At 52.2% G+C, this 20,451-nt stretch carries 15 protein-coding genes and 1 pseudogene; 9 read left to right on the plus strand and 7 right to left on the minus strand.

Annotated elements, in window-relative coordinates; all coding sequences use genetic code 11:
- Window positions 1-234 precede the first annotated feature (234 nt).
- From ftsE to ACLD72_RS27410, 5 genes are all read left to right on the plus strand, one after another.
- Entirely contained in the window at window positions 235-921 is a 687-nt protein-coding gene (ftsE, locus tag ACLD72_RS27390; RefSeq protein WP_128630133.1) for a cell division ATP-binding protein FtsE, read from the plus strand.
- On the plus strand, window positions 911-1,825 hold the full coding sequence (gene ftsX / locus ACLD72_RS27395; RefSeq protein ID WP_251592001.1) for a permease-like cell division protein FtsX: 915 nt from the start codon (window positions 911-913) through the stop codon (window positions 1,823-1,825). The genes ftsE and ftsX overlap by 11 nt, the downstream gene beginning before the upstream one ends.
- 313 nt (window positions 1,826-2,138) lie before the next feature.
- Entirely contained in the window at window positions 2,139-3,350 is a 1,212-nt protein-coding gene (locus tag ACLD72_RS27400; protein ID WP_411003426.1) for a murein hydrolase activator EnvC family protein, read from the plus strand.
- 194 nt (window positions 3,351-3,544) lie between these two features.
- On the plus strand, window positions 3,545-4,996 hold the full coding sequence (locus ACLD72_RS27405) for a S41 family peptidase (protein WP_411003437.1): 1,452 nt from the start codon (window positions 3,545-3,547) through the stop codon (window positions 4,994-4,996).
- 150 nt (window positions 4,997-5,146) lie between these two features.
- Entirely contained in the window at window positions 5,147-6,571 is a 1,425-nt protein-coding gene (locus ACLD72_RS27410) for a PDZ domain-containing protein (RefSeq protein ID WP_458476258.1), read from the plus strand.
- Window positions 6,572-7,178: 607 nt separating this feature from the next.
- Here ACLD72_RS27410 and ACLD72_RS27415 read toward each other — a convergent pair.
- Window positions 7,179-7,823: a transcriptional regulator gene (locus ACLD72_RS27415; RefSeq protein WP_411003438.1), complete on the minus strand. Its 645-nt coding sequence runs from the start codon at window positions 7,821-7,823 to the stop codon at window positions 7,179-7,181.
- Between the two features lie 367 nt (window positions 7,824-8,190).
- On the opposite strand from ACLD72_RS27415, the gene ACLD72_RS27420 reads away from it, so the two are divergent.
- Window positions 8,191-8,727 (plus strand): GNAT family N-acetyltransferase, encoded by a 537-nt coding sequence (locus ACLD72_RS27420; protein ID WP_411003428.1) that lies wholly within the window; start codon window positions 8,191-8,193, stop codon window positions 8,725-8,727.
- Between the two features lie 86 nt (window positions 8,728-8,813).
- Here the strand turns inward: ACLD72_RS27420 and ACLD72_RS27425 are convergent, their stop codons facing one another.
- From ACLD72_RS27425 to ACLD72_RS27435, 3 genes and pseudogenes are all read right to left on the minus strand, one after another.
- Window positions 8,814-10,166 carry a sulfatase gene (locus tag ACLD72_RS27425; RefSeq protein WP_411003429.1) on the minus strand — a complete coding sequence of 451 codons (1,353 nt, stop codon included), beginning with the start codon at window positions 10,164-10,166 and terminating at the stop codon, window positions 8,814-8,816.
- Window positions 10,167-10,185: 19 nt separating this feature from the next.
- Window positions 10,186-11,739, minus strand: a complete 1,554-nt coding sequence (locus ACLD72_RS27430) for a PTS transporter subunit EIIC (protein ID WP_411003430.1) — start codon at window positions 11,737-11,739, stop codon at window positions 10,186-10,188.
- A gap of 188 nt (window positions 11,740-11,927) precedes the next feature.
- A pseudogene (locus ACLD72_RS27435) lies at window positions 11,928-12,755 on the minus strand (PRD domain-containing protein).
- A gap of 264 nt (window positions 12,756-13,019) precedes the next feature.
- On the opposite strand from ACLD72_RS27435, the gene ACLD72_RS27440 reads away from it, so the two are divergent.
- Window positions 13,020-14,021 (plus strand): formylglycine-generating enzyme family protein, encoded by a 1,002-nt coding sequence (locus tag ACLD72_RS27440; RefSeq protein ID WP_411003431.1) that lies wholly within the window; start codon window positions 13,020-13,022, stop codon window positions 14,019-14,021.
- 266 nt (window positions 14,022-14,287) lie between these two features.
- Window positions 14,288-14,785, plus strand: coding sequence for a PTS glucose transporter subunit IIA (locus ACLD72_RS27445; RefSeq protein ID WP_411003432.1), 498 nt, complete (start codon window positions 14,288-14,290; stop codon window positions 14,783-14,785).
- A gap of 783 nt (window positions 14,786-15,568) precedes the next feature.
- Here ACLD72_RS27445 and ACLD72_RS27450 read toward each other — a convergent pair.
- Entirely contained in the window at window positions 15,569-16,477 is a 909-nt protein-coding gene (locus ACLD72_RS27450) for a flagellar motor protein MotB (protein ID WP_411003433.1), read from the minus strand.
- The gene (locus ACLD72_RS27455) at window positions 16,474-17,298 is read right to left on the minus strand and encodes a flagellar motor protein (protein WP_411003434.1); all 825 of its coding nucleotides are present in this window, start codon (window positions 17,296-17,298) and stop codon (window positions 16,474-16,476) included. The genes ACLD72_RS27450 and ACLD72_RS27455 overlap by 4 nt, the downstream gene beginning before the upstream one ends.
- Before the next feature lie 267 nt (window positions 17,299-17,565).
- Between ACLD72_RS27455 and uvrB the strand changes: the two genes are divergently transcribed.
- A complete protein-coding gene (uvrB, locus tag ACLD72_RS27460) occupies window positions 17,566-19,560 on the plus strand; it encodes an excinuclease ABC subunit UvrB (RefSeq protein WP_411003435.1) in 1,995 nt (664 codons plus the stop codon).
- Here the strand turns inward: uvrB and ACLD72_RS27465 are convergent.
- Window positions 19,547-19,873 carry a hypothetical protein gene (locus tag ACLD72_RS27465; RefSeq protein WP_458476260.1) on the minus strand — a complete coding sequence of 109 codons (327 nt, stop codon included), beginning with the start codon at window positions 19,871-19,873 and terminating at the stop codon, window positions 19,547-19,549. The genes uvrB and ACLD72_RS27465 overlap by 14 nt on opposite strands.
- Between the last annotated feature and the right edge of the window lie 578 nt (window positions 19,874-20,451).

A 20,451-nucleotide genomic window follows, 5' to 3' on the forward strand; every position in this document is an offset into this window, starting at 1 on the left:
TTCAACGGTTTGATCTTTACTTTCCCTGGAAAAATCTTTGTACAACCATATATATGATGGAAATCAGGAAACTTTCGGGTACTCAAAAAGTAACATCTTTGTTACAATGTAAATCGGACTAAAATGAAATTGCTCAGGTTTTAAAGGATTTGGCAAGAACGTGTCGAATGTAAATTAGGGCTGTCTAATGTTTAGAAAATAAGGTTTCGGAATCAAGGTTTAGGACGTGATGAAGTGATAGAGATGCAGGATGTCTGGAAGACGTATCCGAATGGAACCCATGCCCTGAAAGGGGTATCGGTCAAAATAGACCGCAATGAATTCGTTTATCTGGTTGGACCCTCCGGTGCGGGGAAGTCGACCTTTATGAAGCTTATATACCGGGAAGAGGTGCCCACCAAAGGGCAAATTTCCGTCAATGGTTTTAACATCGGCAAGCTTAAACCCCGCAAAATTCCGTATGTTCGCCGAAATATCGGCGTCATTTTCCAAGATTTTCGCCTGCTTCCAAAGCTTACGGCGTACGAAAACGTTGCGTTTGCTCTGGAGGTTATCGAAGCTCCCAAAAAAGTAATCAAAAAGCGTGTGACGGAAGTGCTCGAACTGGTTGGGCTGAAAAATAAAGCAAACCGCGATCCTTCCCAGCTTTCCGGCGGCGAGCAGCAGCGCGTCGCAATTGCGAGAGCGATCGTCAACAGTCCGTCCGTCATCATTGCGGACGAGCCTACCGGCAACCTGGATCCCGAGACGTCATGGGGTATCATGCAGTTGCTCGATGAGATCAATTTCCGCGGCACGACGATCGTCATGGCCACCCATAACAAAGAAATCGTCAACACCATGCGCAAGCGCGTGATTGCCATCGAACACGGCAACATCGTGCGAGACCAGCTGAGAGGGGAATACGGTTATGACTATTAGCACCTTCTTCCGGCATTTGCGAGAAGGCGCTAAAAACGTGTTCCGCAATGGCTGGATGTCGGTGGCGTCGATTACTTCCATCATCGTTTCGCTGCTGATTCTCGGCGTGTTTATCCTGTTAGTGCTCAATGTCAACTCGTTTGTCGACGAAGCGGACAGCCAGGTACAGATCAAGGCTTACCTGAATTCCAACGTCACCGAAGCTGTGCGCAATCAGCTTTCCAATGATATCGGTTCGATGGCCGAAGTCAGCCGGGTGACCCTGATCCCCAAAGCGCAGGGTTTGAAGGATTTCAAGGAAAAGCTGGGGGAACAAGGCAAGGATTTGCTGGAGGGCTACAACGAAAAGACGAACCCGATTCCCGATACGTTCCAGGTGGAAGTTGTCGAACCGACGACGATCCCCTTTGTGGCCAGCAAGATCCAGGCGCTTAACGATAAATATGACGGTGACCCGATCTATAAGGTCAATTACGGACAAGGTACGGTCGAGAAATTGTTCAAAATCACGCGTTTGATCCGCAACATCGGCTTTGCGTTTGTAGCGGGCCTCGGTTTGATGGCGATGTTTCTCATCTCCAATACGATTCGCGTGACCATTTTGGCCCGCCGCCGCGAGATCGGTATCATGAAGCTGGTTGGTGCGACGAACATGTTCATCCGCTGGCCGTTTTTCGTGGAAGGCGCACTGATTGGCTTGATCGGCTCGCTCATTACGGTAGCGATTTTGTACTTCAGCTACGATCAACTGGTTCAGTCCGTGAAAGCGGACATTACGCTGGCATTCCGGCTCGTGCCGGTCAGCGAAATCGGTCTGGAGCTCGGCGGACTGATCGTCGGCCTGGGCCTGCTCATCGGCATTTGGGGCAGCACGATGTCGATCCGTAAGTTTTTGAAGGTGTAGTGCGAGCAAGCTTTGCGATAAGAAGTTGAAGTTGAATTATAATCCGAGTCAAAAATTCGACTTTTCAGCGCCGAAGCGGATGCTTACGAAGTGCGTTTTTTCAAAACGCTTTAGGTCGGATGAAGCCGGGAGTGAGTAGCGGAGCTGAACGTTTTCGGAGAAAACGGCTTCGTAAGCATTTGCTGGTTGGCCTACGTGAGCAACGGAGCGACCGGCTGAATTCAAGATTCGATGTCGGTCTCACTCCCAGAGTTACTTCGCGATCAAAAGTTGAATTTTTGACAACATCTATAAGAAGGATGGGGAAACGAAGTTGAAGAAATGGGTAACCACGATCGCCGTAGTGTCCTTAGCCGCTTTGATCTTCCAGCCTGGCGAAGGCTCCGCCAAAACGATCAGCCAAATCGACAAAGAACTGAAACAGCTTCAGCAGCAGGCTGCCGAAGCCAAAAAGACGCAGGAAAAGGCCGCCGGCCAAAAGCAGGAAGCACAGCATTACGTCAATAAAAACAGGAATTACCTCCAACAGCTGCTGGGGCAAATTGAAGTGGTCAGCAACCAGTTAACGAAGATTGCCGTCGAAATCGATCAAACGAAAGAGGATTTGCGCAACACCGGGCAGCAGATGGAAACAACGGAAGCGCGGATCAAGGAGCGCTCGCATTTGCTGGATACCAGGGTTCGGCTGATGTATACCGACGGGGCGGTCTCCTATTTGGATGTATTGCTGTCCTCGACGAGTTTTACGGATTTTCTGGAACGCGCCGATTCGCTGCAGGCGATTATTAATCAGGACCAAGTTTTGCTGGAGGAGCATAAACGGGACAAGGAACTGATCGCGAAGCAGCAGGCGCAGCTTGAGAAGGACTATAAGAAGGTCAAACAGCTGTATGCCGATGCCGAGGACCGCAAAAGCGAGCTTGAGACCAAAGAAGAAGAGAAACAGCAACTGATCGCCCAATATAGTTCAGAGATCGAAGAATCCGACGGTATCAGCGAAGAACAGGAAAAGCTGCTGGTTGAGTTGGCGACCAAACGGGCTGCCCTTGAAAAGGAGAAGAACAAGCTCAAGGCGGCGCAGGTCTATACTTACAGAAAAAGCTCCTCGGGTTCCGGCGGTTTTAAGGGGAACGGCGGCGAGTTTGGTCTTCCGGTGAACGGGGCGCGGATTTCTTCAGGGTACGGAACGCGAATCCATCCGATTACCGGGGTGAGGAAGAAGCATACCGGGGTGGATTTTGCGGCACCACAAGGGACCGATATTCATGCCGCGGAAGATGGCGTCGTGATCGTCGCCGAATGGTGGAGCGGTTACGGAAACGCGGTAATCATCGACCATGGCGACAACGTATGGACGCTGTACGGGCATATCCGCAATGGCGGGATTAAAGTCGAAACAGGACAGAAGGTCAAAAAAGGCGAAAAAATCGCCGAAGTCGGCAGCACCGGTAATTCCACGGGGCCTCACTGCCACTTTGAGGTACGGATTAACGGGAACCCGGTAGACCCGATGCCGTATTTATAATAAAATAGCGTTATGATGGAATAGAAAAAAACGGATACCGCCCGGCCGGGACGGATTATCCGTTTTTCCGTTGTTCATGCGGGATTGGTAAATATTTATCATGGACAGAACATATACTATGGGACGTTCCATTTTTGGACTTGCTGGGCCTTACCTACTGTTTGGCCGATCAATCGGAGGCGGTGAATTTATTTATGTTTAAAGGACGTACCGTTACATTACTGGTCGTGGTGTCCATGCTGGTCAGCTGCCTGCTGACCTTAACTTTGACGGGCGAATGGAGTTTCGCCGGTTCGGCGCCGCTGCGCAGCGGGCTGTTTGCCGACAGCACCGGGCAAAACAGCAAAGCCGGCATCGCGAAAATCGAAAAGGCATTGGCCTTGGTGGAAAAGAATTATGTCGAAGACGTCGATCAGAAGAAACTGGTGGACGGGGCGATCGACGGTATGATGGGCGCGTTGGGAGATCCTTTCTCGTCCTATATGGCGCCGGACACGGCGCAGCAGTTCTCGGAGCAAATTGAAGGCTCTTTTACCGGCATTGGGGCGGAAGTGTCGATGGAAAACGGCAACGTGGTGGTCGTGTCCCCGATCAAAGGCTCCCCAGCCGAAAAGGCCGGGATTCAGCCGAAGGATATTTTGCTGTCGGTGAATGGCGAATCGTTTGAGGGGCTTAGTCTGAATGAAGCGGTGGCCAAAATCCGCGGCCCGAAAGGGACGGAAGCTAAAATCAAGGTAAAACGGGCCGGCTCGGAAACAACGCTCGAGTTTACGATCGTCCGCGCCGATATCGCCCTGGAAACGGTATATTCCCGCATGGAGGACGGCGGCGTTGGCGTGATCGAGGTCACCGAGTTTTCGATGAACACGGCGGAGCGCTTCAAGGAGGAGTTGGCTTCTCTGGAGAAGCAGGGGATGAAAGGGCTGGTCATCGACGTGCGCAACAACCCGGGCGGCGTGCTGAGCGTCGTCGAGGATATGTCCGAACAATTTGTGCCGAAAGGCAAGGTTATCGTGCAGGTCGAAGATAAAAACAAACGCCGCGATCAGACCTTGTCGAACGGCAGCGGCAAAAAGTATCCGATCGTAGTTGTCACGAACAAGGGCAGCGCCAGCGCTTCGGAAATTTTGGCCGGGGCGCTGCAGGAATCGGCCGGAGCGAAGCTGGTTGGCGAGGCGACGTACGGCAAAGGTACGGTTCAATCGAGCTACACGCAGGAGATGGGCGACGGCAGCATGCTCAAAATTACGATCGCCAAGTGGCTGACGCCAAACGGCGAGTGGATTCACAAAAAGGGCATTCAGCCGGACGTCGCTGTGTCGCAGCCGGATTATTTTTCGGTAGCGCCGATCAATAAAGAAAAAACGTTCAAATACGATATGCTGGGCGACGACATCAAAAGCGCGCAAACGATGTTGAATGGTTTGGGACTGGACCCCGGGCGCAAGGACGGATACTTCGACAAGAAGACGGAGAGCGCCTTGAAGAATTTCCAAACAAGCCAAAACATGGAGCCGACCGGCGTGCTGGACGCCAAAACGGCGGAAGCGCTGGAGAACAGCGTCATCAAGCATATCCGCGATCCGAAAAACGATATGCAGTTAAAAAGGGCGGTAGAGGAAATCCGGAAGGAAATCGCTTCGTAAGCGTCGAATCCATAAGAAGGCTGAAACTTAGGCCTTCTTTTTTCTTTGCTTGTTTGCATTTTGAACAGATTACAAATACACCTAGAAAAAGACGCTTCGGGAAACGGTCCGAAGTTGTCCGCTTGTTGCGAAAAGGAGCGTGAACACCCCTTGGATCTCATTCTTGAAGGATTGTGGAGTTTGGCGGAAGCGGTAGCGCAGTTGTTTTTGCAGCCTTTTTACTATATTTCCATCATCATGATCGCGCTGCTTTATCGCCGGCAGGTGCTGCTGGAGCGCAAGTTGTTTCATACGCGTCTGCATAGCTGGGGCGCCCAAACGTGGCGTACCGTTATAGCCGGCCTGCTGGCGGGCATTGCGGTATCCGTCCTATTTGCCTTCCTCGGAATGGATCTGACGCTGGAAGGCATCGTCTGTATATGGGTCGTGACGATTGTACTGTTGCTGTTCCGTGTCCGGTATTTATGCCTTGCCTACTCGGTTGGGCTGCTGGGGATCGTGCAGTTTGGCCTGAACCTGTTTCCGGGCTTTGCCGGGACGGGATGGGCCGCCGAAATCGTGCGCATTGTGAGAGAGCTGAATATTCCGGCGCTGCTATGCCTGGTTGGGCTGCTGCATATTGCGGAAGGGCTGCTTGTCCGCTGGCAGGGGGCTTCGTTTGCCGGTCCGCTGTTTTATGAAGGCAAGCGGGGCAAGCTGGTCGGCGGCTACCAAATGCAGAGCCTGTGGGCGGTGCCGCTGTTTTTGTTGGTCCCGATGGAGACGACGGGAAATGTGCTGCCGTGGACGCCGTTTTTTGGCGGAGAAGCTTGGCAGGGCGGTTTCGGGATGATTGGATTGCCGATCATCATTGGATTCTCGGAGATGACGATGGGCCTGCTGCCGAAGGACAAGGCCCGTGTGTCGTCCGGGCGACTGCTGGCGTACGGCGCGGCCGTACTGGTGCTGGCGCTGGCCGCCGCGTGGTGGAGCCCGCTGATGCTGGTGGCGGCGCTGGCGGCGTTTCTGCTGCACGAAGGGCTCGTCTGGTACAGCCGCTACGAGGAGCAGCAACGCAGTCCGCTGTTCGTGAACCCGCAGGGCGGGGTGAAGGTGCTCGCGGTGCTGCCGGGGAGCCCGGCGGATGAGCTTGGTATCCGGGCCGGCGAAACGATCGTCAAAGTGAACGGCACGCCGGTGCCGACCAAGGAAGATCTGCATGCGGCGCTGCGGATCAACCCGGCTTATTGCAAGCTGGAGGTGCGGAATCTCGCGGGCGAGAGCAAGTTCCTCCAGCGGGCGATTTACGCCGGCGATCATCACCAGCTCGGCGCGATTTTGGCGCCGGACGAGCTGGCGCCGGCGGCGGTGCGGCTGCAGCCGTTGTCGCTGCTGCAGCTTGTGCGCCCGCGGCGGAGCGCCCGCGCGGTACGGGGCGCTCGTGCGAGCGGCGGCGGTGGCGGAAGCACCGCCGCCGCGGGGGGCGCGGGCCCGGCGGAAGCGGGCGGGGCCGGCGCGGGAGCCGCTGCGCCGGCTTCGCGGGCGGCGCAGCGGCAGGGCGGCTCGGCGGCGGATGGCCCGGCCGCCGAGGTGTAGCGCCCGCGGCGGGAGCGCCCTATGCCTGTGATTCCTCCCGCCGTGGTAGGCGCGTGCCCGGCCCCGAGGCCGTTGCACGGTTTTGTCTTAACGTGTAATATTCTCCACGCGCGTCGCCAAAAAACCTCCTGGATGGTGTCCATCCAGGAGGTTTTTTGGATCGGCTGCCCTAACGGACACAGCAGCCCTTATTTGCCTGAAAACACCTGTTTTTTTACGCTAACGGACTGAGCTGCACTTATTTCACTCAAACTGATGCTAAATCACGAGTTTGGCGCTCAATAAGATCTCCTCTGTCCTTTAGCCTGGGAAATGACGCGGGAAATAACAAATAAGGTCTTTCCAGTCCGTTAGGGACCGTCCATTACTGGCCGTCCGTTAAAGGCATACTTCGCCTCACCTTTACCGACACTTTAACTTTACGCCAGTTGAATGCTATGAGTACATAAGTTGCGCACTAATCAACACCGATCAACGCTTCAATCAACGCATCAATCAACACACTAACCATCACGCCTACTTGCAGTCACACGTTGGTCTTATGTCCACCCTACGTTACTCCCAAATTGGCTTGCATCGCTAGCCTTGCAGGTTTTGTGTAACTAGCTTACCACTTAAGCTGATACGTGCGATATCGGACATTTCCACCGGCTACAATCAAAATTTGCTTATCGACCAGTTCCAACAAAATGCGTCTGGTTTGACGAACCGATATTCGGAGATGTTCCGACAACTCGTTAGGCGTAAAGGGGCGCAACATACGGCGTGCGAACCGAACCGATTCCGCCTCCAACCAATTTAGGTCTGATTGCGCATCGACGGCAACAAATTTTCCGATAAACGAGAGCACTAACTGCTGGCATTGCTTGGGTTCGTCCGTAATCGACAAGTACGCAATCGGCAAAAAAGTCCAGCCATCAAGTGCCAACAAACTGTGGCGCCAGCATAAGTCCTTGAAGCGTCTTACATCGAGATCCCTCGCGTGTGGGCCATATCCTTGAATTTCAATGCCTCCTTTTGCCATGTCCGGCATATATGCCAGATCCAAATAACGGTAGCCGTTGGTGAAATCCCGCACCTCCCATTCCGGATACAAATGATCGAAATTCCCAACCGCAGGAAACCAGACTAGGCGTAAAAACTCCATTGTTCCGTGCCCCAAACCATGCTCAAGTATTTCGATCCGTCTGTGATTTGTCTCTTCGGCAATATTGAGCCGCATCCATTCCTCAAAAACTTGCTCAAACCGCATCCAAATTTCAACTCCCTTATCAACTAGTAAAAACAAAAAACGCCGCCTCGACACATCAACCCGGACAGGGCAGATACATCGAAACGGCGTGTGCTTCACGACCTATTCAAATATAGTTTAACGTTATTTCCATGTTCAGGCAACAAGGATGGGGAATTCGCAAAAATTGAACTCCAACGGACCGTACAGCTTGGCACTAGAGGATTTCGGAATCAAATGTCTAATACCTACTAAAGATACCATGCGAACCGTGGATGGCGTGATGGTGTAAGAGAACAAAGGCCAACATCATCCGAATGAGGAACAAAAAAGGACTTCAAGGGCGACAGGCTTCAATTTCAAGAGGAGAACAAGGACGTGCTAGAAAATGACATTTAAACTATTAAAGTTAACCGAGGCCAACGCGCCTACCTATCTGCCTGTGATTTTTCAGTGGGCTGCCGACGAGACTGAAAAAGAGTACCATACTTGCCGTCCGATCAGAGAAATGGATAGTTACGAGGTTTTTAAAGAGAAGATGACTGCCGGTCTAAGCCATGGACAAATCCATTACGTGTTAATAGATGTAGAGGGGAACGAGGTTGTCGGCAAAATAAGTCTTTTTGATTACAATCCGAGGAATCGCAGTGCGGAATTTGGCTATTATATCCCACCTTTGCATAGGGGGAAGGGCGTGGGAAGCCGCTTGGTTCAGCTATTCTTGGAAGAAGTGTTCCATGATCAACAACTAAATTTACATAAAATCTATGCCACGACTGCAGCTAACAATAAACCTTCAATCAAGCTATTGGAGCGTTTTAGCTTTAAATTCGAGGGCGCTTACAGGGAGCATTATTGGTTTAGCGACGGTTCAGTTTGCGATCAATACCACTACTCTTTACTAAAAAAAGAGTTAAGCGTGTAGACAAACGGGGTTGATTAAGGTGGCCGCGCCGAAACTTAACAAGGAGTCGGCGGGTTATTCCCGAACACTCCTTGTTTGCGTTCATATTATTTGTTTCCGCTGTTCCTAGGCACGTAAACTCTGCCGTGAAGGGCTTCCTCGGCCCATTTGGCCGATTCGGTTCCGGCAACCGGACCTTTTAAGATCGGATCGTTCGTGGATGTCATCCAATTTTCTACTTTGCGGCGCAGTTCTTCGGCAATCTCCGCGTAGCCGGGATCGTGGATCAGATTCGTATATTCCAGCGGGTCTTTTTCCAGGTCGTAAAGCTCCTCTGGTTCGTTGGCGACATAAAACTGCTCCCGCACGTCCGGACCGGAAATGCTGCGATGGATATCTACGGGCATGTAAATTTTCGGACCGTCAATAAAATTCTTAACGTATTTGTAGCGGTCCGTACGGATGCCGCGCATCGGGTGATACTTGTCATGCCAGGTCAGCTCGCAGAAAAATTCCTCCCGGGTCGGCGCCTCATCGCCCCGCAGCAGGGGGGCGAAGCTGATGCCGTCGATGTCTTCGGGAATCGGTGCACCCGCCAGCTCGAGCAACGTCGGCAGCATGTCGATATTGCACAGAAGCTCGGCGATGACTCTGCCGTTTCCTTGAATCCACTTGGGCCCGTACATGATCAGGGCCGTCTCCAGTCCGGCATCCTTCATCGTTCCTTTCGCCCGCGGAAAAGCGATGCCATGATCCGTGGTGTAAATAATCAGCGTATTCTCTAACAGCCCCGTCTCCTTCAGCGCGGCCTTAATCCGGCCTACGGCTTCGTCAAGCACTTTAACGGAACCGTGAAATTGGGCAAAGTCCAAACGGATATTTTCGGTGTCCGGCAAATAAGAAGGTACCTGCACGTTGTCTATGTCGTCTTTGATATCGTCATATTCGTCAAAAGAGCGGTGCGTCTCCCAAAAACCGATATTGGCGAAGAACGGGCGGCCTCCCTCGGCCGCTGCAGCCTTTTCCCGCAAATATTCGATCGCCGCGTCCGCTACGCCGGGGGCTCTGGAGCCTTCGACTTCCATATATCGCTCATACCCCAGCTTGTAGGTTGAACTGTAGGTTCCTTTTTCGGTTGCACCGATCGTTTCATGGCTGAAGCCGATCAGCGCGGTTTCATAACCGGCTTTTTTCAATTCCATCGGCAAGGTGGACTCGTCCTCGCGGATATGAAAGTTTAAGTGGGCCAGCCCGATCAGACCGTTATTGTGCGGATATTTGCCGGTTAAGATGCTGCCGCGGCTGGGGCTGCATTGGGGGGCCGGACAGTAATACTGCTCGAAGCGGATCCCCTTTTCGGCCAACTCGTCAAGCTCCGGGGTCGGCACTTGATGGCCGTAGCAGCTAAGGTATCGTCCCGTGTCATGCGAGATCATGAAGATAATGTTCGGTTGCTTCATTGCGGTGACAGCTCCTTTATCATTGGATCATTTCCTCCAGCTCCGTTTTAATCAGGGCGACATGCGGGCCGTAAATAATCTGCACCCCGTTGCCTTTTACAATGACGCCTTTGGAACCGGTCTTTTGCAGCTCTTCCTTGGATACTTGGGTTTCATCCCGGACCGTAACACGAAGCCGTGTTGCGCAGCAGTCCAAATCTTCAATATTGGCTTTGCCCCCCAGCGCCGACAGGATCGCCACTGTCTGTTGATCGGCATTTCCGGACGAACCGGCCGCGGCAGGATCATCGCCGGATATGTCTTCATCTTCTCTGCCTGGGGTTTTCAGGTTGAGCTTTGTGATCAAAATACGGAATGTGAAATAATAAACGATGAAAAAGCCAATTCCCACAAGCGGTACCAGAATCCAGTTCGTTTTGGCGTTGCCCTGCAGGATGCCGAACAGCGTAAAGTCGATCAGCCCGGCGGAGAACGTCATGCCGACCGTGATGTTAAGGATGTGAGCCAGCATATAGGCGACTCCCCATAGCGCGGCATGAATCACAAAAAGCAAGGGCGCCACGAACAAAAAGGCGAATTCCAGCGGCTCCGTGATTCCCGTCAGGAAGGAAGTGATCGCTCCGGTAAGCAGGAGGCCCAACACTTTTTTCTTGTTTTCCGGTTTGGCGGTATGATACATGGCCAGCGCTGCTCCAAGCAGACCGAACATCATCGGAAAATATTTTCCGCTCATGAAGCGGGAGACGCCGACAAAGTACTGTTGGGTATTGTGATCCGCAAGCTGGGCGAAAAATATATTTTGCGCTCCCTGCACCTCAACCCCGTTCACAACCATGCTTCCGCCGAGCGCCGTTTGCCAGAACGGGAGATAGAAAATATGGTGAAGTCCAAGCGGCCCCAGCAATTTTACAATGAATCCGAACATAAAGGTGCCGAAATAACCCGTGCGGTCGACGATGCCGCCCATGCTGGCAATCCCGGATTGTACCGGCGGCCAGACGACAAACATGACCATCCCCAGCAGTACGGCCGAGAAGGAACAAACGATCGGAATAAACCGGGAGCCGCTGAAAAAACCGAGCCATTGCGGCAGTTTGACTTTGCCGAACTTTTTATGCAGATAGTAGGTCAACAGGCCGACGATGACGCCGCCGAACACGCCCGTTTGCAGCGTTTGAATGCCCAAAATCATCCCTTGGCCTACGTCGGCAAGTTTTTCTTTGGCCAGCTTCCCGGTAACCACCAAAAGCGCGTTAATCGACGCATTCATCACCAGATAAGCCAGCAGCGCAGCAAGCCCGGCTACGCCTTTGTCCGCTTTCGCCAGTCCGACGGCAATCCCGATGGCGAAAATAATCGGCAGATTGCTGAAAATAATTTGCCCGGCAAAGCTCATAATGGTGAAGATAGCCTGCAGCCACGGCTGGTCAAGAAACGGATAGTTGCCTATTGTGTTGGGGTTGGTGAAGGCTCCCCCGATCCCCAGCAGCAGCCCGGCGGCAGGGAGTACGGCGATCGGCAGCATGATCGCTTTGCCGAAGACCTGGAATTTGCTGAACAAGCTTTTAAGCATAATGGTCCCCTCTTTTCTAAGTTGTGAATGATTCCGGGAAAACAAAAAGACCTAAAACGTTCAAGAGTAAAAAGGCTTTAAGCGCTCTTAAACATTTTAGGTCTTGCCTGCTTTCCAGTAACAATCCCCGATATGAAATTCATTGGATACGGTTACATTGTAGACGGTTAAAATTTTTTCGTCAAGCCTTAAATATTTTCTAGGATGCGCTGCAAATGCAGGGCAATATACGCCATTTCCGATTCCGGAAAAGCAACGCCGTACTTTTGTTGGAGAAAAGCTGCGGCACTTTGCGCGGTTTTGTAACCTTTTTTATATTTCTTCTTAATGACTTTAAGCATATCGTCGTCCAGCGTATGAAACGGTTTATTCTCGTAAAAGCGGTGGATGGCGTATTCCAGATGCGTCAGCAGCCGATGATAGGAAATGCTGTCGCTGCGGATGCTTACGCCCAGATCCTTAAGCATAAAATCGCTGGCATCCTACAGAATCAGCGCTTTTTTGATCGAGTCTTCGATATGGGCGTCGCCCATTTTGGCGGTATGGATATGCAGGGCGATAAAAGCCGCTTCATCTTCGGGAAAGGTGATCCCCAGCTTCTCCTGGACATGGCGGAGCGCCCACTGCCCGATCTTAAATTCTTCGTGGTAAAGAATGCGGATTTCGTTCATCAGCTTGTTCCGGACTTCGATGCCCTGGTTCAAACGCTCGATGGCAAAGGTCAGGTGATCGGTTAAGGAAATATGAATGTGATCGCTCAATTTCATGCCGAGCTGCTGCTCCGCATAGGAGATAATATCCTCCCCTACGGAAATATGAGCTTCGGGAACGGTGCTGAGAAGCTCCTGGAACTTGTGGCCCTCCTCCTTCAAAACGAAGATCTTTTCGATCTTGCTCTGATCGATGACATCGTTTTTCCCTTTCCGAAACGCGATTCCCGCCCCCATAATAATTTTCTCGCTGTCCTCTTCTTTTACAACAACGGCGTTATTGTTCAGAACACGGCTGATTTTCATGAATCTTGCTCCTAGTCTTTAGTTCGTTTTGGTATAAACAACCATATCCAGGCGTCAATTAAAGCTAATATTCCCGGAGAACAGTCAGTTCATGCCGCCAAAACGGAATTAGGTATACTATAATCTTGGATTTCCCCAAAAATCAACCCGGTTGCTAGAAAATAATTTATTTAAGTTTCTTTCAAAATGAATTTAAGCTGATATAATAACATTAGCTTTACCAGCGCAGATTAGCTTTATCAGCTCAGAAAGGAGAGGTAGGACGTGGACCAAGATCATAACAAAGCCACACCTTCTTGCTGTGCTCCAAAACGTGCAAAACCGGGTGCTGTCCGGTCGGGCAGTGGAGCCGCGGCATTTTCAGCGAACGGCGGGCGCCCTAAAGCGGCTGAAGTGAAGGCGGCGGGAGTGCAAAGCAACATGATCCGCTTGGAGGGCGGGACGTTTTTGATGGGCACGGACGACAAAGAAGGCTTCCCTACGGATGGCGAAGGGCCGGTAAGGGAAGTGACGGTGTCCCCGTTTTATATAGATTCCTACGCGGTAACCAACCGGCAGTTTTCCGAGTTTGTCCGGGCTACAGGCTACCGTACCGATGCGGAGAAATTCGGCAACTCGTTTGTATTTCATCTGTTCCTGCCGCCGGATGTGCTGGCCGATACGACGAATGTTGTCATGCAAACGCCGTGGTGGCGGCTGATCGAGGGGGCCGATTGGCAGCATCCCGAAGGGCCTGCTTCCGGGCTTCAAGGAAGGATGGATCATCCCGTGGTCCATGTCTCTTGGCATGATGCGGAGGCATATTGCCGTTGGGCCGGCAAACGGCTGCCGACGGAAGCCGAATGGGAATATGCCGCGCGCGGCGGGCTGGTGCAGAAAAAATATCCATGGGGGGATGAACTCACCCCCGAAGGCAAGCATATGTGCAATATCTGGCAGGGGAAATTTCCCGTTCAGAACGAGGCGTTGGACGGATACGCGGGGACCGCTCCGGTAAATGCGTTCGAGCCTAACGGCTACGGTCTGTACAATATGGCGGGGAATGTCTGGGAATGGTGCGCGGATTGGTTTGACGTGCGTTACCACCGGACCCAAGACAACGTAAATCCGAAAGGGCCGTCCAAGGGGAGCGTGAAATCCATGCGGGGCGGTTCGTATCTGTGCCACCACTCTTATTGCAATCGGTATCGGGTTGCGGCACGGAGCCGGAACTCGCCTGACAGCTCGTCCGGAAATGCCGGATTCCGCTGTACGGCGGATGCTTGACGGTTAACCGTGGTTCATTTTTTTCGGGAATCTATCTTACGGTTTGACAAGAAAAACGCATTCAAGTAAGATAAGTTTGCCAATAAAGTGCGAGATCAAAAAGTCGGGTTTACAGGAAAAACAACTTTTTGAGCAACCTCTAAAATATCGGGGTTTGTTACTGTTTTTAGCAGGCAATGCCCAAAACGAATGATAAAGAGCGATCCTCTTTATTTCGTTTTGGGCTTTTTTATTTTTGATTTTATGAAAGCGGAGGAATGAAGTCTATGTTGCCTTGGACCAAAAAAAGCAAAAAACAAGCCGGGGATTTAGTAATAACCACGCCGGTCAACGGGATGGCGGTACCTCTTGATCGTGTGCCCGACCCGGCATTTGCCGAGCGGATGATGGGCGAGGGAGTTGCGATTGAGCCGTCCGAAGGAAAAGTGTATGCTCCGTTTGATGGAGTTGTCGCGCAACTGATCAAATCTAAACACGCCGTAATCCTTGAACATGATTCCGGCGCTCAACTCCTGATTCACATCGGCATCGATACAGTTTCGCTTAAAGGGGAAGGCTTCACGCCCCGGGTAGAGACCGGAGACCGGATCAAGGCGGGGCAATTGCTGTTGGAGTTTGATATCGCCCGGATTGTTGAAGCCGGACTTCCGGTCATAACGCCGATTATCGTTCCTGAAGGAATTGATGTCGTGCTAGAAGTTCACACGCATGAAGGAGCAGCTGCCGTCGGTATAGATCCCGTGCTCACTATTAAACTGGCTTGATTTTTTGACTACGCCGTTTCGATTGCGGCAACCCGGGGACAGGGGGAAGCATCGGAACGGCGTGTGTTTCTAAGATTTAAAATTGTCATGGGAAGAAGGACGGCCCGATGGGATCAACTGCAAAAGTGCATTCTATATTCCGTAAATTGCCACTTTAGAGCGATTGAAATGCAAAAGTGCATCTCTTTTGAGACTATCCGATAAAAAAGCAGCTTTTGACCGGAAATGAAATGCGCTTTTGCAGTTGAGGCGCCCATTTCGAGGAAGTTCGACGAAATTCGCCTGCACTTTTGCCTTTCGTGGGGTTTCCCTCTCTTCCTCTTATCGCAAAGTGGTGGGAGTGATCTACAGTTTCCTTCCACGCAAAGCTTCAGCACGTTCAAATTCCCGAAAAGTGTCAAGTTCCCGAATAGCGGCTTTAAGCCCCGCATTCCAGCGCTGTTAAACCCATGCTTGACCTTCCTTGCGTTGGTTTTCATGCGTTTTTATGAAAGTCATGGGAATAACGGTAAAAAAGGGTCTTATTTTTGTGAAAAAAAGGGGAGCAGCAAAAATAGAGGGATTTTTTACTTCTATATATAGAAAGTTGGGGGCGAACGGAGGCTTTTTCCAAGCCTAGTTCTCATATAACGGAAAAAATCTCCTCTATATTTGCGTCAGGAAGGGAGAAATCTCGAAATAAAGACATAAATTGTCTCTATTTCCGGCAGAGCATTGTTTTGGCGCATCAAAAGACCGCCGGTGTGAATTCCTTCGGCGGTCTTTGTGCCGGAAGCCCCTCTATCACTGCTGCAGTTGCCGCAGCACGGTGATTTCTACGCGACGGTTTTTTTGGCGGCCTGCGGCGGTGTCGTTGTCGGCGGCCGGGCGGGTGTCGGCGTAGCCGGCGTACTGGAAATGCTGCGGATCGAGCTGCTCCTTGTCGACAAAAAAGCGGAGCACCGACAATGCGCGGGCCCCCGACAGCTCCCAGTTGTCCTTGAATTTGGACGACCGGCCGATCGGCTGGCTGTCCGTATGGCCTTCGATGCTGATGACGGTGTCGAGCTGCCCGAACAGGCTGGCGAGCTTGGACAGCGTTTTGGCCGAACCGCTTTTCAAATCCGCTTTGCCAGTGTCAAACAGGAAGCGATCGCTAAGCGTGATTGAGATGCCTTTCGGCAGATCGGCCACATGAATTTGATCCTCTAGACTGTTCTCCTTAATGTACGCCTCGATCAACTGCATCAGGTTGCTCAGTTCTTCCTCCTGCTTGCGGAACGCCAGCTCGCGTTCGGTGAGCGGAGCCTGGCCGGAACTGGCTTGAGCGGACGCTTGCTGGCCGCCGTTCCCGCTGCTGCCGTTCTGGCCCGCACTGCCGCTACCTTTGCCATTCTGGGCGGTGGAGGCCGGAGTTTTGGCGTTGTAGCTGTTTAACGAACCGGTGATGCCGGCGCCTTTATCCAGAATGGAGTTCCCATTGCTGAAGGTCATTTGCAGGGACTGAGTGACGACTTCGTATTTTTCCACATCGAGCCGGCTCATCGCGTACATGATGACGAAAAAAATAAGCAGCAGCGTGATCAGATCCGCGTATGTAATCATCCAGCGGTCCTTGGCATCCTGCTGTACCGCGCGGCGCTGCCGCCGCTGTCTCCCATGACCCGGAACCTCAGGCTTGTGATTGCCGCTCGGCGATCCCGGGCTAATCATATTTCATTCTCCCGGGAATCTGCGTTGAACCGCGTATTCAGGCCGAGCGCGGCCTCCGTCCCCTGACCCGGGGTCCGGGCGTCGGCTACATACGATTCCAGCTTGCGGCGCACCAGCAGCGGATGGTCCCCGTTTTGAATCGACAAAATGCCCTCGATCATCATTTCCATCCGGTCCACTTCCTCTTCGCTGCGCGCTTTGATTTTGGAGGCGATCGGAAGGAAAATCAAATTGGCGCTGGCCACCCCGTACAGCGTGGCGGTAAAAGCAAGTGCGATCGACGGCCCCAGCGCCGTCGGTTCGCTCAGGCTGCCGAGCACGTGGATCAAGCCCATGACCGTGCCGATGATGCCCATCGTTGGCGCGTAACCGCCGGCCGCTTCAAAAACTTTGGCGTAGCCTTCATATTTTTTTTCCAAAGCGTCGATTTCAAGGTTCATGATTTGCTGGACCATACTCCGTTCGGTTCCGTCCACGACAAGCTGAATCCCTTCGCGCAAAAAAGGATTCGGGTAATCCGCCGCTCTTTTTTCCAGGGCAAGCACCCCTTCGCGCCGGGCGACCATGGACATGCCGACGATGTCTTCGATCAGTTCACCCGAGTCCTGGTGCCGGGCAGAGAACGCGAGCGCCAGCGCCTTCGGCACCGTACGCAGCTTGGAGACCGGAAAGCTGATCATAACTGCGGCGATCGTACCTCCAAACACGATAAGGGCGGAAGTGATCTGCATGAGCCCGACAAGCTCCCCGCCTTCCCACAAAAAACCGCCGATCAGGGCGGCTAAACCGATAATGATGCCAAGTAACGTTGCGATATCCATCGAGTGTGTACAACTCCTATTCTTCAACTTACCGTTTGCATCTATAAGATGAAAAAGGTATAATACATGGGAACACGCATTCCTATTTTGTAAATTAAGGAAGGTGTATAGTTTATTCATCGGAATCATGACCGATCCTGTTTAATGAACGGACACGATTAGGAAATTGGTCTCATTTATATATAGATAAGACTAGGTAGAATTATGGAGTAACTTGTCGGATCCTCCTCTAGTATTTCATTTTAGACGATAGGGTGATGTTGGACAATGAGTGAAATTGTATTTAGCGATAATAAATTCGAGCTCGTCTCCGAGTTCACTCCGCAAGGGGATCAGCCGGAAGCGGTGAAACAGCTTGTTGAGGGCGTGCGCGCCGGGAAAAGGCATCAAACGCTGCTTGGCGCAACCGGAACGGGCAAGACGTTTACGATCGCCAATACGATTGCGCAGATTGGCAGACCGACGCTGATCATCGCCCACAACAAGACGCTGGCGGCGCAGTTGGCCAGTGAGTTTAAAGAATTTTTCCCCAACAACTCGGTAGACTATTTCGTCAGCTATTACGACTACTATCAACCGGAAGCCTATATTCCTTCCTCCGATACCTATATCGAGAAAGATTCCAGCATCAACGAAGAGATCGATAAACTGCGCCACTCGGCGACGAGTTCGCTGTTTGAACGGCGGGACGTCATTATCGTGGCGAGCGTATCGTGCATCTACGGTCTCGGTTCGCCGATGGAATACCGCAATTTGGTGCTGTCGCTGCGGATCGGGATGGAGAAGCCGCGCAACCAGATTTTGAGCCGGCTGGTGGATATCCAGTACCAGCGGAACGACATCAATTTCGTGCGCGGTACGTTCCGGGTGCGCGGAGATGTGCTGGAGATTTTCCCGGCTTCCAAAGGGGAGCACGCCATTCGGGTGGAATTTTTCGGCGATGAAATCGAACGGATTACGGAAATTGACGTGCTGACCGGCGAATTGGTCGGCGAGCGCGAGCATGTGGCGATTTTCCCGGCATCCCACTTTGTTACGCAGGAGGAGACGATGCGGATCGCGCTTACCAATATCGAGCGTGAGTTGGAGGAGCGGCTGGAGGACCTGCGCTCGAAAGGAAAGCTCCTGGAGGCTCAGCGGCTGGAGCAGCGGACGCGGTACGACATTGAGATGATGAAGGAAGTCGGCTTCTGCTCCGGGATCGAAAACTATTCCGGGCCGCTGACATTCCGCGAGCGGGGGGCTACCCCGTATACGCTGTTGGACTATTTTCCCGACGACTTCCTGATCGTGATTGACGAATCCCACCAGACGCTGCCGCAAATTCGGGCGATGTACAACGGTGACCAGGCGCGCAAAACGGTGCTGGTGGAGCACGGCTTCCGCCTGCCTTCAGCGCTGGATAACCGGCCGCTCAGGTTCGAGGAGTTCGAAGGCAAGGCACAGCAGTTGATTTACGTATCCGCGACGCCGGGGCCTTACGAACTGGAGCATTGCAATACGATGGTGCAGCAGATCATCCGGCCGACGGGCCTCTTGGATCCAGTGATCGAGGTGCGGCCGACGAAGGGGCAGATCGACGACCTGATCGGCGAAATCCGCGACCGTATCGATAAAGACGAACGCGTGCTCGTGACGACCTTGACCAAGAAAATGTCCGAGGATTTGACTGACTATTTAAAAGAAATCGGCATCAAGGTAAGATACCTCCATTCCGATATTAAAACGCTGGAGCGGATGAGCATTTTGCGCGACCTGCGGCTTGGCACGTTCCATGTGCTGATCGGCATCAACCTCTTGCGCGAAGGGCTGGATTTGCCGGAGGTGTCGCTGGTGGCGATTCTGGATGCCGACAAGGAAGGTTTCCTGCGGTCGGAGCGCTCCTTAATCCAGACAATCGGGCGGGCGGCCCGGAACTCGGATGGCCGGGTGCTGATGTACGCGGACAGCATCACGGAATCGATGGACCAGGCGATTAAGGAAACCGAGCGGCGGCGCAGCATCCAGATCGCTTACAACGAGAAGCACGGCATTACGCCGCAGACGATCCGCAAGAAAGTTCGCGACGTTATCGAAGCGACCAAGGTGGCGGAAAGCAAGAGCGAGTATCTGGCCGACGCCGCCAAGGTCAAGATGTCCAAGCGCGACCGCGAAGCGATGATCCGCCGCTTGGAAGCCGAAATGAAGGAAGCGGCCAAAAACCTCCAGTTCGAGCGGGCCGCCGAGCTGCGCGACGCGATTCTGGAGCTCAAGGCGGAGTAAGCGGCAACGGATGGGAATTAAAGGATAAAGCAGCTTGAGTCAGCAGTTCAAAAATCCGATTTTGCGGATTTTTGAACTGCCTCAGTTTTAAATAGATGCTTAAAATATGCTTTTTGGCACCGATGTAAAATATGGCGGCGGCGCCTCTTGTGGAGTGAAGAACTGCAAAAGTTGCCTTGTTGAAAAGCTCTGGCGAAAATATAAGGACAAAAAATGTCGCTATTTTACCGATATCCCCCATGTCGAGTGAAATAAAGGCATTTAATGCCGTTATTTTCTCCAGTCGCAGGGAAATGGCCAATTTTCGCTCCATTCATTGAAAATAAGGACAAAAAATGCCGCTAATGGGGATGAACAAGTTCAAATCGGAAAATAAGAACATAATGTTCCGCTATTTTTGGAAAACAGCTTCAGAAGCATATGCTTGGCCCGGCTGAATTCAAGATTCGACGCCGAATCATCATCTTAGAAATTAGCATCGTGACCAGAAGAAGATTTTTAAACTACCTCAGTTAAATAAAGGTTCAAAAATCGGCTTTTCAGCACCGAGAAGGTTGGATGAAGCTAGGGACTGAGTAGCGGAGCGTACATTTTGGGTACGTGAGCAACGGAAGGCCCGGCCTGAATTCAAGATTCGACGCCGAATCATCATCTTAGAAATTAGCTTCGTGATCAAAAGACGATTTTTGAACTACCTCAGTTAAATAAAGGTTCAAAAATCGGCTTTTCAGCACCGAGAAGGTTGGATGAAGCTAGGGACTGAGTAGCGGAGCGTACGTTTTGGGTACGTGAGCAACGGAAGGCCCGGCCTGAATTCAAGATTCGACGCCGAATCATCATCTTAGAAATTAGCTTCGTGATCAAAAGACGATTTTTGAACTACCTTAAAGG

Source organism: Paenibacillus lacisediminis (assembly GCF_046567315.2).

Excerpts from the sequence above, each read along its gene's own strand:
- ACLD72_RS27425 (WP_411003429.1), bottom strand. The coding sequence starts at position 10,166 with ATGAAGCAACCGAACATTATCTTCATGATCTCGCATGACACGGGACGA.
- ftsX (WP_251592001.1), top strand. The coding sequence starts at position 911 with ATGACTATTAGCACCTTCTTCCGGCATTTGCGAGAAGGCGCTAAAAAC.
- uvrB (WP_411003435.1), top strand. The coding sequence starts at position 17,566 with ATGAGTGAAATTGTATTTAGCGATAATAAATTCGAGCTCGTCTCCGAG.
- ACLD72_RS27450 (WP_411003433.1), bottom strand. The coding sequence starts at position 16,477 with ATGATTAGCCCGGGATCGCCGAGCGGCAATCACAAGCCTGAGGTTCCG.
- ACLD72_RS27405 (WP_411003437.1), top strand. The coding sequence starts at position 3,545 with ATGTTTAAAGGACGTACCGTTACATTACTGGTCGTGGTGTCCATGCTG.
- ACLD72_RS27430 (WP_411003430.1), bottom strand. The coding sequence starts at position 11,739 with ATGCTTAAAAGCTTGTTCAGCAAATTCCAGGTCTTCGGCAAAGCGATC.
- ACLD72_RS27415 (WP_411003438.1), bottom strand. The coding sequence starts at position 7,823 with ATGCGGTTTGAGCAAGTTTTTGAGGAATGGATGCGGCTCAATATTGCC.
- ACLD72_RS27445 (WP_411003432.1), top strand. The coding sequence starts at position 14,288 with ATGTTGCCTTGGACCAAAAAAAGCAAAAAACAAGCCGGGGATTTAGTA.
- ACLD72_RS27465 (WP_458476260.1), bottom strand. The coding sequence starts at position 19,873 with ATGGAGCGAAAATTGGCCATTTCCCTGCGACTGGAGAAAATAACGGCA.
- ACLD72_RS27420 (WP_411003428.1), top strand. The coding sequence starts at position 8,191 with ATGACATTTAAACTATTAAAGTTAACCGAGGCCAACGCGCCTACCTAT.
- ACLD72_RS27455 (WP_411003434.1), bottom strand. The coding sequence starts at position 17,298 with ATGGATATCGCAACGTTACTTGGCATCATTATCGGTTTAGCCGCCCTG.